Annotated in this window: 14 protein-coding genes; 4 read left to right on the top strand and 10 right to left on the bottom strand. The window is 66.0% G+C overall.

Annotation, left to right across the window (positions count from 1 at the left end; all coding sequences use genetic code 11):
- Positions 1 to 38 precede the first annotated feature (38 nt).
- Together A6745_RS12785 and A6745_RS12780 are read right to left on the bottom strand one after the other, a co-directional pair.
- Positions 39 to 2,231 carry an acetate--CoA ligase family protein gene (locus tag A6745_RS12785; RefSeq protein ID WP_066128818.1) on the bottom strand — a complete coding sequence of 731 codons (2,193 nt, stop codon included), beginning with the start codon at positions 2,229 to 2,231 and terminating at the stop codon, positions 39 to 41.
- A gap of 146 nt (positions 2,232 to 2,377) precedes the next feature.
- On the bottom strand, positions 2,378 to 3,280 hold the full coding sequence (locus A6745_RS12780) for a LysR family transcriptional regulator (RefSeq protein ID WP_066127596.1): 903 nt from the start codon (positions 3,278 to 3,280) through the stop codon (positions 2,378 to 2,380).
- A 134-nt stretch (positions 3,281 to 3,414) separates the two neighbouring features.
- On the opposite strand from A6745_RS12780, the gene A6745_RS12775 reads away from it, so the two are divergent.
- Positions 3,415 to 4,440, top strand: a complete 1,026-nt coding sequence (locus A6745_RS12775; protein ID WP_331000007.1) for a Bug family tripartite tricarboxylate transporter substrate binding protein — start codon at positions 3,415 to 3,417, stop codon at positions 4,438 to 4,440.
- Positions 4,441 to 4,617: 177 nt separating this feature from the next.
- Here the strand turns inward: A6745_RS12775 and A6745_RS12770 are convergent, their stop codons facing one another.
- The 4 genes from A6745_RS12770 to A6745_RS12755 form a co-directional block, all read right to left on the bottom strand.
- Complete coding sequence (locus tag A6745_RS12770; RefSeq protein ID WP_066127592.1) at positions 4,618 to 5,595, bottom strand: Bug family tripartite tricarboxylate transporter substrate binding protein; 978 nt, start codon at positions 5,593 to 5,595, stop codon at positions 4,618 to 4,620.
- 42 nt (positions 5,596 to 5,637) lie between these two features.
- The gene (locus A6745_RS12765) at positions 5,638 to 6,561 is read right to left on the bottom strand and encodes a hydroxyacid dehydrogenase (RefSeq protein ID WP_231885990.1); all 924 of its coding nucleotides are present in this window, start codon (positions 6,559 to 6,561) and stop codon (positions 5,638 to 5,640) included.
- Between the two features lie 193 nt (positions 6,562 to 6,754).
- Positions 6,755 to 7,636, bottom strand: a complete 882-nt coding sequence (locus A6745_RS12760; protein ID WP_066127590.1) for a LysR substrate-binding domain-containing protein — start codon at positions 7,634 to 7,636, stop codon at positions 6,755 to 6,757.
- Positions 7,637 to 7,792: 156 nt separating this feature from the next.
- Complete coding sequence (locus tag A6745_RS12755) at positions 7,793 to 8,344, bottom strand: hypothetical protein (RefSeq protein ID WP_066127588.1); 552 nt, start codon at positions 8,342 to 8,344, stop codon at positions 7,793 to 7,795.
- 387 nt (positions 8,345 to 8,731) lie between these two features.
- Between A6745_RS12755 and A6745_RS12750 the strand changes: the two genes are divergently transcribed.
- Complete coding sequence (locus tag A6745_RS12750; RefSeq protein WP_231885989.1) at positions 8,732 to 9,553, top strand: DUF4189 domain-containing protein; 822 nt, start codon at positions 8,732 to 8,734, stop codon at positions 9,551 to 9,553.
- Positions 9,554 to 9,634: 81 nt separating this feature from the next.
- Positions 9,635 to 10,039 (top strand): NUDIX domain-containing protein, encoded by a 405-nt coding sequence (locus A6745_RS12745; protein WP_066127587.1) that lies wholly within the window; start codon positions 9,635 to 9,637, stop codon positions 10,037 to 10,039.
- Between the two features lie 60 nt (positions 10,040 to 10,099).
- On the opposite strand, the gene A6745_RS12740 is transcribed toward A6745_RS12745, so the two are convergent.
- Genes A6745_RS12740 through A6745_RS12730 form a run of 3 tightly spaced genes read right to left on the bottom strand, consistent with a single transcriptional unit; the run spans position 10,100 to position 12,427 of the window.
- A complete protein-coding gene (locus tag A6745_RS12740) occupies positions 10,100 to 10,597 on the bottom strand; it encodes a RidA family protein (RefSeq protein WP_066127584.1) in 498 nt (165 codons plus the stop codon).
- On the bottom strand, positions 10,585 to 11,466 hold the full coding sequence (locus A6745_RS12735) for a PhzF family phenazine biosynthesis protein (protein WP_066127582.1): 882 nt from the start codon (positions 11,464 to 11,466) through the stop codon (positions 10,585 to 10,587). The genes A6745_RS12740 and A6745_RS12735 overlap by 13 nt, the downstream gene beginning before the upstream one ends.
- Positions 11,459 to 12,427, bottom strand: coding sequence for a tripartite tricarboxylate transporter substrate-binding protein (locus tag A6745_RS12730; protein ID WP_066127580.1), 969 nt, complete (start codon positions 12,425 to 12,427; stop codon positions 11,459 to 11,461). Before A6745_RS12730 ends, A6745_RS12735 begins: the two co-directional genes overlap by 8 nt.
- A gap of 217 nt (positions 12,428 to 12,644) precedes the next feature.
- Between A6745_RS12730 and A6745_RS12725 the strand changes: the two genes are divergently transcribed.
- On the top strand, positions 12,645 to 13,442 hold the full coding sequence (locus A6745_RS12725) for an AraC family transcriptional regulator (protein WP_066128811.1): 798 nt from the start codon (positions 12,645 to 12,647) through the stop codon (positions 13,440 to 13,442).
- An 85-nt stretch (positions 13,443 to 13,527) separates the two neighbouring features.
- On the opposite strand, the gene A6745_RS12720 is transcribed toward A6745_RS12725, so the two are convergent.
- The gene (locus A6745_RS12720; protein WP_066127578.1) at positions 13,528 to 13,818 is read right to left on the bottom strand and encodes a metal/formaldehyde-sensitive transcriptional repressor; all 291 of its coding nucleotides are present in this window, start codon (positions 13,816 to 13,818) and stop codon (positions 13,528 to 13,530) included.
- Between the last annotated feature and the right edge of the window lie 16 nt (positions 13,819 to 13,834).

Genomic DNA, 13,834 nt, shown 5'->3' with positions numbered 1-13,834 from the left:
TGGATGCGCCGATATCATTGTTCATGGTCGAACGACTCTCAGAAGGAAACGGAAGGCGCGAATGCCGGCGAGCTTGCGTTCGCGGTGGCCGGCGGAGCCGTCAGCAACACGGCGTCGAGCGCCAGCGCGCCCTGGCCCGCGGGCAGTACGACAAAAGGATTCAGTTCCACCGATTCGAGCGAGTCTCCCGCGGCCAGCGCAAAACGGGACAAGCGGACGATGGCTTCGGCCAGGGCCTCGACGTCGCAGGGGGGCTTGCCCCGAAAGCCTTGCAACAGCCGTGCGGTCCTGAGCTCACCGACCATCGCGCGGGCCTGACCGATATCGACGGGCGCCAGGCGGAACGTGACGTCGCCCAGCAGCTCGACCGTCACGCCGCCTGAACCCAGCATGACGACGACGCCCAATGCCGGATCGCGCCGCGCGCCTAGAATGCACTCGACGCCGCCGCGCACCATGCGCGCCACCAGCACGCCATCGATCCGGGCGTTTGGCGCGGAGGACCGCGCGGCATCGAGAATGCGGGCATGGGCGGCAACGGCTTCGTCCGCATCACGGATGTCGAGCACCACGCCGCCGACATCGCTCTTGTGCGTGATGTCGGCGGAAAGAACTTTCATCGCCACCGGGAAGCCCAGCGACCGCGCGCCGGCGATGACCTCGTCAGGGCTGTTCGCGCGATGGAACGGGACGGTGGGAATACCGTATGCCCTGAGCGTTCCCAGGGCATCGGCTTCGTTGTGGGCCACGCGCCGCAAGGGGCCCGGCGCGGCGCTGGCGTCCTGCGGAGCCGGCATTGCGGCAATGGCCCCGGGCCATGACGTTTCCGCGTCCGAACGGCTGACGCGATCTGCGTGGCGGATGAAGAACTGCATGGCGGCCATGACCCGCACCGCGCGCGCCGGATCGGTAAAGGACAGGCACCCCGCTGCTTCCAGCGCGCGCTGCTGCGCGGTGTCCGCCAGGGTGCTGAAGATGATCAAGCGTCCGGGAAAGTCGTTGCGCAGCGCCTGCGCCATCTGCTGCTGCAGTATCCGCATGGCCGGCGTGGCCCCAAACGCCGCGAGGAATATCAGCAGGCTGCCGTGGCCGGCTTCACCCAGCATGATGCGCGCCGTGGCCTCCAGCAGATCCGGCTCGGCGGTGACCTGGCCGGTAATGTCCACCGGGTTATGGGTGGCCGCCAGCGGCACCCGGGCATGGATCATCGCTTGCGCGGCGGCGGGAAGCGCCGTGACCTCCAGTGCCGCGTCGGCGGCCTCGTCGGCCATCATGACGCCCACGCCGCCGGACACCGTCAACAAGCCGACCTGCTTGTTGGGGGGCAGCCCGGCCACCGCCAGCCCATGGGCAACGTCGAAGAACTCCTCGATATTGCGGGCGCGATACGCGCCGTGTTGCCGGAAAAGGGCATCGAATACCGCGTCGTCGCCCGCCAGCGCGGCGGTATGGGACGCCGCGGTCAAGGCGCCCAGCTCAGTGCGGCCCACCTTGACCACGACGACGGGCTTGCCTGCGGCGCGCGCCAGGTCGAGGGCATCTCTCAGCTTACGGCCATCCTTGCACCCCTCCAGGTAGGCCATGATCACCCGCGTGGCTGGATCGCGTGCCATCCATGCAATGCAATCGGCAACGCCGATATCCGACTCGTTGCCGGTGGTGATCCAAGCCGACAGGCCCAGCCCGCGTTCGCGCGACATCGCGTAGGCGTAGGCGCCAAAGGCGCCGCTCTGGCTGACGATCCCGACGCTGCCCGGCTCGTTCGCGCCGGTGCCAACCACGGGCGAAAAGGTGGCATAGACCGCCCGGGCCACATTCATGAAGCCCAGACAGTTCGGCCCCAGCACGCGTATGCCGGCGGCCTTGGCCCTGGCGGCAAACTCAGCCTGGGCCTGCTCGCCTTCCTTGCCCATCTCGGCGAAGCCGGCCGAGAACATGACGATATTCTTCACCCTGGCGGCGATGGCGTCATCCAGGGCCGCGTCCACGCTGGATGCTGGAATGGCGAAAACGGCGAGATCAATGGGGGCTTCGACCGCCCGCAGCGATGGATACGCCCGCCGGCCTTCGATCTGGTCCGCACGGGCGTTGATGGGATAGATGGCGCCGTCGTAACCGTGCTCAACCAGATAGCGGACGGGCACGGCACCGATCTTGGCGGGGTTGGAAGAAGCTCCCACGATCGCGATGGAACGGGGTGAGAGAAAAGAATCGAGGTCGGGCAGCGGCATGGGCATCCGATGGCTAAAGGCGGCGACTGCCAGTCAGCGCGATGACGTCATGGTTCCGTGCGCGGCAGGTCTCCGGGGATAGGCAAAGATACCGGGGGCGCTTCTATCACACAAACTGTGATTTCTGAATTTTCTATAAGCTAAACTTATTTATCGGCGTTGTGGCTGCCGAAGCGCAAGGCATAGTCCAGAAACCGTTCCACCGCGGGCGAGATCGAACTGCGCGGCCGCACGAACATGGCGATCCGCCAGGTCACTACCGGCTGCAGGATGGCGCGAAACGCCAGTCCGAACCCTTCGACCAGGGGCCGAGCCATGGATGGGCAGATCACGTATCCGGGCCGTACCCGCAACATCGACAGGGCCGTGTTCACCCGATGAACCGCGACGATATCCTGGGGATGACGGCGAGAGGGCACATTGGCCAGGACATTCAGCGCCAGGTTGGGCATGTAGTTGATCAAGGGCCGCTCACGCAAATCTTTCCAGGTCACCGATTCGCCTCTTGCCAAGGGGTCGTCCGCACGCAGCGCCGCCCATAAGGGATCCGCCCGCACCACGTGCACATCGATTGCGTCATCCGTCAACACCCCCGCGGGTCCGAAGCCGATATCCGCGCTGCCATTCTGCAGATGGGTCAACACCTGTTCGATCGGAATGTCGTCGAAACGCACCTCTATGCCTGGATAAGCCTCGCTGTAACCCGCGATCAGCTCGGGCAGCAGCGTGCAGGACAAGGGCTCGGGCGCGGCAACCCGCACCAGTCCGCGCCGCAGCGCCTTCAGATTGCTGACACCCTCCAAGGCCTCGTCCAGGTCCGCGAGCACCCGCCGCACCATGGGTTCGAATGCCTCGCCGATTGCCGAGGCGCTCACGTTGCGGGTGTTGCGATCCAGCAGCCGTACGCCCAGCCGGCTCTCCAGTTCCTTGACCAAACCGCTGAGCGCCGCCTGCGAAAGATGCAGGGTTTGCGCCGCCTCGGAAAAACTGCCGCATTCCCGCACGGCCAGGAATGCACGCAGCTGCCTGAGCGTCACCTCGATTGCCATGAGGCCTCCTTTGTTCAGCCGATTTCCGGCGGTCTCGAATTTATAATTTTAACCTTTGAATTATCAAGAAAATGAAGTTTGTACTGATAGATTTGTGCCCCTAATATTCCAAGCTCGCCCCCGCTCGCATCGGCATGGTGCCGGGTCGGCGATCCTATACGAATAATCAGGAGACTCTCATGAACATGACCAGGCGGGCTTTTCTCGGCACGGCCGCGGCGGGGCTGTGCGGTGGCGTGGCACCGCGCGTTTTCGCGCAGGGCGATTGGCCCGCGCGCCCCGTTCGCATCATTTCCCCCTATGGCGTCGGCGGCCCCAATGACCTGTCCGCCCGGCTGTTCGCGCAATACCTTGGCCGCCGCCTGAACCAGTCCTTCATCGTCGAAAACAAGGCGGGAGCGGGCACCCGGCTGGGCAATGACTTCGTTGCCCACGCGCCGGCCGATGGCTACACACTGCTGTATGGCGCGGCGCCTTACGCCACGTTGGAGGCCCTGTACGGCAAGCTTGGCTACGACCCGAGGAAAGACCTGCAGGCGGTCGCCATGGCGGCGACCGTGCCATTGTTCTTGATCGTGAATACCGAGTCGCCGGCACGGACGGCGCAGGAGTTGATCGCTTTCGGCAAAGCGCAGGCCAACGGGCTGACTTTCGGTACCCCGGGCACCGGTTCGCTCCCGCACCTTGCCGCCGAGCTGTTCCTGCGCGACGCCGGCGTCAAGGGCCTGAGCGTGCAGTATCGCGGCGACGTCCCTGCGTATACGGACCTGCTCGCAGGCCGGCTCGACGCGACGCTGACCGCCATCACCGCCGCGCTCCCGCATATCCAGGCAGGCAAGCTGCGCGCACTGGGCGTGGCGTCGACGGCACGCAGCAAGATATACCCGGACGCGCCGACCTTGCGCGAACAAGGCCTGGCCAACGTGGTCGCCTCCGGCTGGTACGGCTTCATGGCTCCCGGCGGCACGCCTGCCGCCATCGTCAGCCGCCTCGACAGGGAAATCAACGGCGCGCTCAAGGACGCGGACATCCAGCGCACGTTGCTGGCGCAGGGCATGGAACCCCATCCCGGCAACGCGGCGGACTTTGCCGGCTTCATCGATCGCGAAATGAAAAAGTGGAGCGGCGTGATCGAAGAGGCGAAGATCAAGGGCGAGTGAGCGTCGGGCCTTGCGACGATCTGAATCGCACCGGGCTTCCCCGACGCCCGGTTGCCCCATGATTGAGGCGATAGGGAAGGGGGGATGGAAGGCAAGGCATCGCGGCAGCGATTCTCGGAAGAGCGCAGGCTGTAAAGCCCGTCACCGGGCGGGGGCCCCCGCCCGGCGGTATGCCGCCTACTCGGCCTTGATGCCCGCGGCCTCGATGACCGCGCGCCAACGAGCAACTTCATCGCCCCAGAAGGTTGCGAACTCCGCCGGCCCGCGCGCGTCCGCCCGGAATCCGAGCGAGCGCGTTTTTTCGGCGACTGCGGGGACCGCCATGATGTTCACCAGCTCCTTTCCCAAGCGTTGAACGACGGCATCAGGTGTCCCGCTGGGCAGCATGACCGCGGTCCACTGCTCGACGTTCAGCTTTGGCATACCGGCTTCACTTGATGTGGGTACATTCGGCAGTTGCGGGTTTCGTTCCGCACTCGCGATCGCAATGGCGCGAAGCTTGCCTGATTGAACGTAGGGCAGAGATTCCGCGTAATTGCTGAAAATCACATCCAGTTGACCGCCCATCAGGTCCGTCAGCGACGGTGAACCCCCGCTATAGGGAATGTGCAGGATCTTTGTGCCGTTGAGCTGATTGAACAGCGCCAGCGACAGGTGTGACGGCGTGCCCACGCCGCTTGACCCCGCATTCAATTCCTTGGTTTTCGCAGCCTTGGCCAGGTCGTCGAGCGTGTGAATGCTGCTGTTCGCAGGTACCACGACCAGGATCGGCGTCGACGCCAGCAAGGCCACGGGCTTCAGGTCCTTCGTGATATCAAAGCGGCTGCGGTCGCGCAGCAACGTCGCGTTGACGGAGTGGGTCATGGTAATAGCCAATAGCGTATTGCCATCCGGCGTTGCCCGCGAAACCTGTTCGGCCCCGATCATTGCTCCGGCACCCGGACGGTTCTCGACGACGACCGTCACATTCAGCCGTTCGCCGAGTTGCTGGCCGACCAGACGTGCCATGACGTCAGTAAGCCCGCCCGGGGGGAAAGGCACCACATATCGCAAGACGCTGCCCTTTTTCAGGTAGTCCGTCGCTTGCGCGTTGACAACGGGCGCGACGGCGGCAAGCGCCAGCGCCGATGCAAGCAGCATTCTTCTGGTAATCATTGTGTCTCCTGTCTGTACGCTTCTTATGGTGGCGTCGCAGAATCAGCCCAGTGCTTCGAGGACCTTCTCTGCAACTAGACTGCTTACTCGTTGATTTGACTCGAGCGTCAAACCGGCAGTGTGGGGAGTGAGGATCAGATTCGGGCAGCCGCGGAAATGCGGTGCATCGGGAAGCGGCTCTTCTTTGAAGACATCAAGGGCCGCGCCTGCCAGATGACCGCTTCGTAGCGCTGCCGCCACGGCGATTTCATCGACGATTCCGCCCCGAGCCGTATTGATCAGCACGGCTCCCGGTTTCATCGCGTTGATACGGCGTTCGTCGCAAAAATCACGGGTCGACTCGAGCAGGGGCATGTGCAGGCTGATGACGTCCGACTCCTTGATCAGGCTATCGAGATCCGACGCGGCAACGCCGAGCTTGGCAAAGACCGGATCGTCGTGCGCCATTCCGGGATCGAAAGCCATGACGGACATTCCAAGCGCCTTTGCAAGCCGCGCGGTCAGTTGGCCAATCGAACCAAAACCGAGCAGTCCCAATGTCTTTCCAGCGATCTCGCGGCCCTTTGACAACGCGTCCCTGGGCCATTCGCCGGCGGCGACCGCCCCTGTGGAGGTGTATGACCCGCGCAGCAGAATCAGCGCTGTGGCGACGACGTACTCCGCGACACTGTTGGCGTTGGCACCGGTTGCCGGAAAGACTTGAATGCCCTGCGCCTTGCAGCCGTCGAGATCGATGTTGTCCAAGCCGACGCCAAGGCGGCCCACCACTTTGCATCTTTTAAGAGATGCCAACAGCTCGCCGCGCACCTGCGTACGGTTTCGGACGATAAGGGCGTCGCAATCGGCCGCTAGCTCGAGCATTCGAGGAAGGTCGTTGGCCAGTTGAGGGTCGTATGTCACCTCGGCGTTCGACATCAGCCGATCGACTGCAGGCGCATCCATGAATTCTGTCACGACGACTTTCAAAAGGGTCTCCCTCTGGTGCAGTGCATGATTGCACTCGGCCGCCGCGCATTCAAACTGGGCCAGTCGGCTCGGTGGCAAGCATGCCCATAGTAGAAAGCCGCGAGATTTACTAAAAGCAAATTTTAGTTCATGTCAGCATCGGTTTTTTCGATTCTCGGCGCGAGAGGTGGCGTTTTGCGGCCCTTGTGTGGGCTCATTTCGACAGAGGAGAGGTCTGGCCGAATTCTCTAAAACAGCTTATGAGAACTTGCGTGGCGCGGCTGCCGCTATTGGCGGGTCGGACGGCTAGGCATACGGTCCGGTATGTCCCGGGCAGGTCCACGAATTTCAGCGCGCCGTCGTGCCGGGCCGGGCCTTTCAGGACGGGCAGTACGGTCACGCCGATGTCATGCCGGACCAGAGAGAGGACGGCATCATGAGAATCCAATTCCATGACGGGATGAACCGTGAGGCCCGAATCCGCAAGAAACGTCTCGATCTGCTTGCCTATCCAGGTGGTCTTGTCGAAGGCAATGTACGGATGCTCTTGCAGCGCGGCCTTGACGCTGGTGAAACTTCTCTGCGCGCTCATTACGAGCGCCAGCGGTTCCGTATAGAGTGCGTGGAAGCCCAGCGACGTCGACACATGCGGTGGCGGCATGGAAATCACCGCCGCGTCCAGCACGCCTGCCTCCACTTGTAGTGCCAGGTCGGGCGATCTTTTCGCGGTAATGCGCAACTCCAGCGAGGGGTGGTCCGCGCTGAGCCGCCTCAAGACTTCCGGCAGGCCGCCCGACAGCGTGCTCGTTATAACGCCCAGCGCCAGCCTTCCTTTGAGCGTGCGACTGTCGCCAAGCGACGCCATTTCCGCTTGTAGATCCAATATCTGGCGCGCCAGAGGCACGAGCTGGTGCGCCCGGTCGTTCAGCAGTATCGAGCGGCCCGTGCGAACGAATAGTTCCACACCCAGCTCTTCCTCGAGATTTCGGAGCTGGACGCTGACGGCTGCGGGGGAGAGGTGCACGGCTTGCGCGGCCGCGGTCACCGTACCGAATTGATGCAGCGCCAGGAAAGCGCGCAGTGAACGGCTTTGCATGATGGATTTTGGCTATTGCGACTGCCGGTTACGGTAGCACGCATAGGCGGGGCGCCTGTCACGGCGGCCTCCAGGGGCCGCCGCGGCCAGCGGCATTGTGCACGCGGCCGTCCTTGCGCCATGTGCCGGCATGCGAAGCGCCTGCCGGCGCAGCATTCAGTTCTTGTAGTTCTTCTCTTCCTTCTCGCCGGCCCAGCCGCGCAACGCGCTGATGAACTCGGGGCAGACGTTCCCATCGACCTGCGTGTCGATGACGATGCTGTTCTGCATGCGCATCACGACCTTGCACTCATAGACCCGCGTGCGGTTTTCCATGTAGCCGTGGTTCGTGGTCTGGAAGACCGGCGTGGGCGCCGACGTGTTGGAGCCGGGAATCATGCCCACCACCTGCTGGCTGCTGCCCGTGCTGACCCACTCGGTATACGGCGCGGTCTGGTAGTCGGACCACTCCAGTTCCATGATGTCGTTGCCCACTGCGCGCGTGCGCGAGGGTTCGCCCAACGCCGTGATGGCGTCGTCGATCGAGCGGCCTTTCATGTTGCGCGCCACGTTGACGTTGGGCGACAGCGAGAAGCCGTTCGTCAACGAGGGCAACATGGAGCTGCCCCCCGTCGGGGCACAACCGGCAAGCGAAAGCGCCAGGCCGGCGACGAGCGCCAGCAGCCCGTGCCTCGGCGCGGTGTTGGCAAAGTGTCGCAGGATGTTCATGGCGCTCCTTCCCGTCGCAAGGTGTGAATGGCGGCGCCATCATGCCGGGACTGACGGGAAGGGTTCCCAGAAAATTGTGTCGTTTCGTGAAGCCGTGGCCTGTGCCCATCGGCCACGGGCCGCAGCTTCGGTGCGTCGTAAGCCCACGATTTCACGGCAAACGTGGGGAGGTGCCCGCCGCCGGGCCAGGCCCGTCGATGGCAGATGTTTTGTTACGCAATGGGTGCGGTGCGCCCTGGCGTGGCACGCCCCGCACGCACCCCCGTTGATAACATCGTGCCGCTTCCCGCCGGACGCCTCACCTTTCGTGGCGCGTCGGGCTGGCCTGGCGCCGCATGGCTCGCGCCGCTTCCCATTCTCCATGACATGATGATGCTTGCACGCCTTTTGCCTTTGCTTCGTTTCGGCCTGGCCGCCCTGGTGCTGGTGGCGGGCACCGGCCCGGTATTCGCGCAGGGCACGGGCAAAGCCTACGCGGGCGCCGCCACCGACGAGAAGAACACCAACGTCTACTGGGTGACTTCGCAGGCGTCCAGCAAGCAGGCCGAGGCCGCCGCCGTGGCCCAGTGCAAGGCGAAAGGCGGCAAGGGCTGCGTGAAGCTGGGATGGTTCACCGACAGTTGCCTCGTGTATGCCCGCAACTCGCGCGATACGCTGTTCCCGGGCAACAGCGTGTCGCCCGAGGTCGCAGCCAAGATGGCCATCCGCCGCTGCACGGCCGACAGCGCGGATGGCGGCTGCCGGGTCACCACGCTGCCTGTGTGCGTGGGACCGGGTTACGCCGCCGAGCACCGTGCCCAGTCCGCGCTGCGCGCGTCGGCCGAGGCGCGTGAGGCGCTGTCCGCCAGGCTCGACAAGCGTGCCTATTGGGGCGTCATCGCGGAGAACGAGTCAGGCGGCCTGCTGTACGGTGATCAGTATCCCTCCGAGAACGAAGCGGTCGAGCAGCTCCTGGGCTGGGAAGACTGCAAGGGTTGCACCAAGGTGCTGACTTACCAGAACAGTTGCGTGGGACTGGCCTGGCAAAAGGGGGCGAAGGGCCGGGGCACCAGTTTCACCGCGCTGGATCCCGATCCCGACACGGCGCGCAACCAGTCTCGTGCCGTCTGCAACGCCAAGACCGGCGGCCAGAGCTGCGTGGCCATGGTGCGCTGCTCGGGCCGCGGCTACATGCAGGGCTACAAAGGCCTGGACGAGAAGGCGAACTGATCGATCCAACGGGGGCTTCATGACGGCATCGGCGCGGTGCCGTCACCCCTACAATGAAGCCTGTTTCTCAGGAGGCCGCCGATGATCACCACCGTCAATATTCTTGTCCGCGACCGTGTGGGCCGCGCGCTTCTGCAGATGCGCGACGGTGCAGCGCCCGTCGGCCCGCTCACGTGGAGTTTCTGGGGCGGCGCGGTGGAGCCCGGCGATACGGACCCCATGCATACGGCCTTGCGCGAACTGGAGGAAGAGCTGGGGATCGCCGCGCATCCCGCCGACTTCACCGAGATCGGCCGGCGCAAGGGCAGCGACGGCCAGGAGGCGCCCCTGATGCTGCTGCGCCGCGCGGTCGAGTGGGGCGACTTTCGTGTCCAGGAAGGGGCGGGGGCGGCTTATTTCCACCTTGAAGAGATACGGCAACTTCCGGTCTCGCGAACGGTGTCCTGGTATCTCGCGAACCAGCCCTCGGTATTCGAGCCGGCCTGATCGCGCGCGTGTCGACGTCTGTCGCCCGTGGTGGCGCATGCCGGGCCAGGCACGCCCCGTCTAGCTGTTTTCCACCAGCGCGATGATCTCGACTTCGGCCCAGCAGCGTCCAGGCAGGCTGGTCACGCCCACCGCGCTGCGCGCCGGGCGGCGCATGTCCGGAAACGCGATCTCGAGCACCTTCGACGCGCCATCCAGCACCGCGCTGTGCTCACCGAAATCCGGCTCGCTGCGCAGGTAGCCGCGCAGTTGCAGGATGCCGCGAACGCGGCCGAGGTCGCCATCGCAGGCCTGCCGCAACGCCGCCAGCCCGCTCAGCGCGGCCTGCGCGCTGGCGGCCCTGGCCGCGTCGAGATCCATGCCTGGTTCGCATACCCCGACGATGGGCGCGCCATCATGGCGGCTGGCCTGGCCGCTGATGCAGACCAGATCGGCGCCCTCGGAGGCCGCCCGATGAAACGGCGCATAGCTGCCCCGCGGGCGCGGCGCCTCGGGCAGAAGCCATCCCGCCGCCGCGAGCCGCGACGCGAATACATCCTGGCGGTTCACGTCAGCCATTGCGTTTCTCCGCTCAGCCAGCAGCCCGAGCCATCGCCGCGCGGACGCAGCTGGATCGCCGATGGCGAACCCATGGCCACGCCCTGTCGTACCGTGAAGATGCCGTCGGCCGGGACATGGCCGGTCTCGCTCAGGTATCCCCACAGCGCGGCCGCGGCGATGCCGGTGGCGGCATCCTCGGGGTAGCCGGAGGCTTTGGGAAACTGCCGCGCGCAGGCGCCGCCGTCAGCCAATGCGTAGGGATAGAGCCCCGTCGAGCCGATGGCTTCGCACAGCGCGCGCATGGCGTCGAAGTCCGGCCTCAGGGCATCGAGCGCGGCCACGCTCGGCAGCCGTACCAATGTCTTTACCCGGCTGGTGCTGGCGTTGACCATGTCCAGCCCAGGCAGGTCCGGATCGATGCGCAGCACGTGGGCGATCGCGCGGCATTGCTCGGCCGTCAGTCCGGACGTGGTCACGGCGGGCTGCGAGATCCAGGCGCGGCCGGCCGCGTCGTCCCATTCGATGTCGACGTGGCCGCTCAGCGTCTGGACGCGGGCCTGCGGCGTCGTCCATTGCCTCCACTGCCGCAGCGCCCAGAGGGCGCCCACCGTGGCGTGGCCGCACATCTCCATCTCATGGGCCGGCACGAAAAAACGCAGCCGGCGCAGATGGCCCTCGGTCTCGGCCGGAAATACGAAGGCGGACTCATGGCCGTACCTGGCCGCCAGGGCCTGCATGTCGCTGGCGGCCATGCCGCGCGCGTCCAGCACCAGCGGCACCGGATTGCCGCCGTGCGACGGCCGGGCGGGATCGACGAAGACGCGCAGCAGCGCCGCGCTGCGGGCGGAGGGCTTGGGAGCGGGGCGGGTGAGGCGAGGATCAGTCAAACTGGACTCCGGTGGTCTTGATCAGGTCGCCCCAGAAGGCGAGATCGTGCGAGACGGCCTGCGTCAGGGCCTGGGCGGTGTCCGGCCGGACGTCGACGCCCTTGGCGGCCAGCTCCGCCGCGATGGCCGGGTCGCGCAGCACCGTGTTCAGGGCGGTATTCATCTTCCGCACGACCTCGGGCGGCGTTCCTTTCGGGAAGGCCAAGCCGTACCAGAGCGACTGCGTGTACGTCGGCATGCCCTGGGAAGCGAAGGTCGGCACGTCGGGCAGGATGGGCGTGGCGCTGGTGGTGGCCACGGCGACCAGCTTGCCGCCTTGCACGAAGGGCGCCAGGCCCACCGGGTTGTCGAACATGATGTCGACCTGGCCGCCGATCAGGTCGGTGTAGGCGGGAGCGGCGCCCCGGTACGGGATGTGCGTCAGGTCCAGCCGCTTGTCCTTCTTGAACATTTCGCCCAGCAGGTGCGACACCGTGCCGGCGCCCACCGAGGCGTAGGAGCCGTTGCCCTGCGTCTTCAATGCGCTGACCAGCGCCGGCAGCGTGCCGGCGTTCAAGCCGGGGCGTGCCGCCAGCACATAGGGCGAAGTGCCGATGAAGCCCGCGTATTCGAAGTCTTGCGCCGGGTCGTACGGCAGGTTCTTGTACAGGTTGGCGCTCAGCGCGGTGGTGCTGGTCGTCACGGCCAGCGCGGTGTAGCCATCGGCCTTGGCGCGGGCGGCCTGGCCCGAGCCCACCGTGCCGCCGGCGCCGCCCGCGTTCTGGATGACCACGGTCTGCCGCAACTGGCGCGCCAGGGCGGGCTGCAGGGTGCGGACCACGAGATCCGTGCCGCCGCCGGCGGGAAAGGGCACGATCAGGGTGACCGGCTTGTCCGGCCAGGCGGGCTCGGCCCAGGCGCTGGCGGCGGGAAGGGCCAGCGCGATGGCGGATAGCAAGGCAAGCGGTAGGGCGCGGATCATGGAATTCCCCTTTTTGGTCGATGGGCAGATCGTAGGCAGCGGCCGGGGCGGCGGCAAACCATGGCGCGACAGCGCTTGATCCCGTATGCGACAGGTGGGCAGGCTTGCACGAAATCGGCCGTGCATCGATACTGCGCCGATGCGCCGATGCGCCGATGCGCCGCTGCTCCCCGGCGGCGCCGCACGCCAGCCGGCCCCGGCAAGCCTCCGCACGACCATGACGCATCCCGTCCCGCTGTCCTCGAAACAGGGCCTCATCGCCCGGACCGGTTTTGCCCTCGCGGCCAGCCGCCAGCCGCGTTATGCCTTTCACTGGCACGAGCACGATTGCGCCATGCTGCTGTGGCCGCGGGCCGGGGCGCTGGACAGCGCCTGGCGGGACGAGGACGGCGCGCGCCGCCGCTGCCGCCTGGTTCGAGGCCAGGCGCTGCTGCTGCCGTCCTATGTCGAGCACAGCACCCGCGCCCACAGCATCTCTCAGCAGCATGGCGAGCTCTATCTGGCCCCCGAACTGGTGCGGGCCTGCCAGGCGGGCGGCGTATTCCAGCTGGATGGCGCGGCCCAGGCCATCCTGGACGCGCTCTGGCAGCCGTCGTTATCGTCGGCTGCCCAGCCCATGCTGGTCGCCGCGCTCATCAGCCAGCTCGCCGCCTCCCGGCGGCTTCACGAGCAGGCCGGCGCTGCCCAAGCGCCGCGGCCGCTGTCCCGTCAATGGATGGATCTGCTGAAAGCGCGATTGGAAGCCGGGCAACCGTTGCCCGCGATTGCCGAATCGGCCAACGCGCTGGGGGCGTCGACCCGCACGCTGCAGCGCGACTGCCAGGAAGTCTATGGGCAGTCGCCCGTGGCCTTGCGCCGCAGGCTGCTTGCCCAGGCCGCCCGCCAGCGGATCGCGATGGGCGAGCCGTTGGCCAGGGTCAGCGCGGAATTGGGGTTCGCCAGCAGCGGCCACCTGGGCCGGCTGCTGCGCGCGGTCGATCTCGGCTTGGATCCGGAGATCGACGCGGAAAGCTGAGCCTTGGGCGGGCGGTCGTGGCCGAGTGCCCCTGCAATGCCGCCACGCACAGCGAATGCACGGGGCACGGGCCCATCCTGCACGCCTATTTCAGGTAGGTGCGCAACGTCTTCATCAACGATTCGATTTCGGCGTCGGAATCGGACGGCTCAAGCGACCTGCGCGGCTCGCCCGTCGAGCCGAACAGCTCCATCAGGTGGGTCTGCAGGATCTCGGCCATCAGGCCGTTCGCGGCGCCTCGCAGGGCGGCGATCTGCTGCAGCAGGGCGCTGCAATCGACGCCTTCCTCGACCGCGCGTTCCAGGGCCTCGGTCTGGCCCTTGATGCGCCGCAAGCGCACGATCGTTCGCCGCTTGTCCTCTGCGGAATATGGCATGTTGCCTGTCGCTCCG

The sequence above is a fragment of the Bordetella ansorpii genome, from assembly GCF_900078705.1.
GTDB lineage: Bacteria > Pseudomonadota > Gammaproteobacteria > Burkholderiales > Burkholderiaceae_B > Bordetella > Bordetella ansorpii_A.
This window is presented reverse-complemented; position numbering and strand designations above follow the sequence as displayed.

Bases quoted from the DNA above. Each gene is read 5' to 3' on its own strand.
- A6745_RS12785 (WP_066128818.1), bottom strand. From the start codon at position 2,231: ATGCCGCTGCCCGACCTCGATTCTTTTCTCTCACCCCGTTCCATCGCG.
- A6745_RS12780 (WP_066127596.1), bottom strand. From the start codon at position 3,280: ATGGCAATCGAGGTGACGCTCAGGCAGCTGCGTGCATTCCTGGCCGTG.
- A6745_RS12775 (WP_331000007.1), top strand. From the start codon at position 3,415: ATGGTGCCGGGTCGGCGATCCTATACGAATAATCAGGAGACTCTCATG.
- A6745_RS12770 (WP_066127592.1), bottom strand. From the start codon at position 5,595: ATGATTACCAGAAGAATGCTGCTTGCATCGGCGCTGGCGCTTGCCGCC.
- A6745_RS12760 (WP_066127590.1), bottom strand. From the start codon at position 7,636: ATGCAAAGCCGTTCACTGCGCGCTTTCCTGGCGCTGCATCAATTCGGT.
- A6745_RS12755 (WP_066127588.1), bottom strand. From the start codon at position 8,344: ATGAACATCCTGCGACACTTTGCCAACACCGCGCCGAGGCACGGGCTG.
- A6745_RS12745 (WP_066127587.1), top strand. From the start codon at position 9,635: ATGATCACCACCGTCAATATTCTTGTCCGCGACCGTGTGGGCCGCGCG.
- A6745_RS12740 (WP_066127584.1), bottom strand. From the start codon at position 10,597: ATGGCTGACGTGAACCGCCAGGATGTATTCGCGTCGCGGCTCGCGGCG.
- A6745_RS12730 (WP_066127580.1), bottom strand. From the start codon at position 12,427: ATGATCCGCGCCCTACCGCTTGCCTTGCTATCCGCCATCGCGCTGGCC.
- A6745_RS12725 (WP_066128811.1), top strand. From the start codon at position 12,645: ATGACGCATCCCGTCCCGCTGTCCTCGAAACAGGGCCTCATCGCCCGG.
- A6745_RS12720 (WP_066127578.1), bottom strand. From the start codon at position 13,818: ATGCCATATTCCGCAGAGGACAAGCGGCGAACGATCGTGCGCTTGCGG.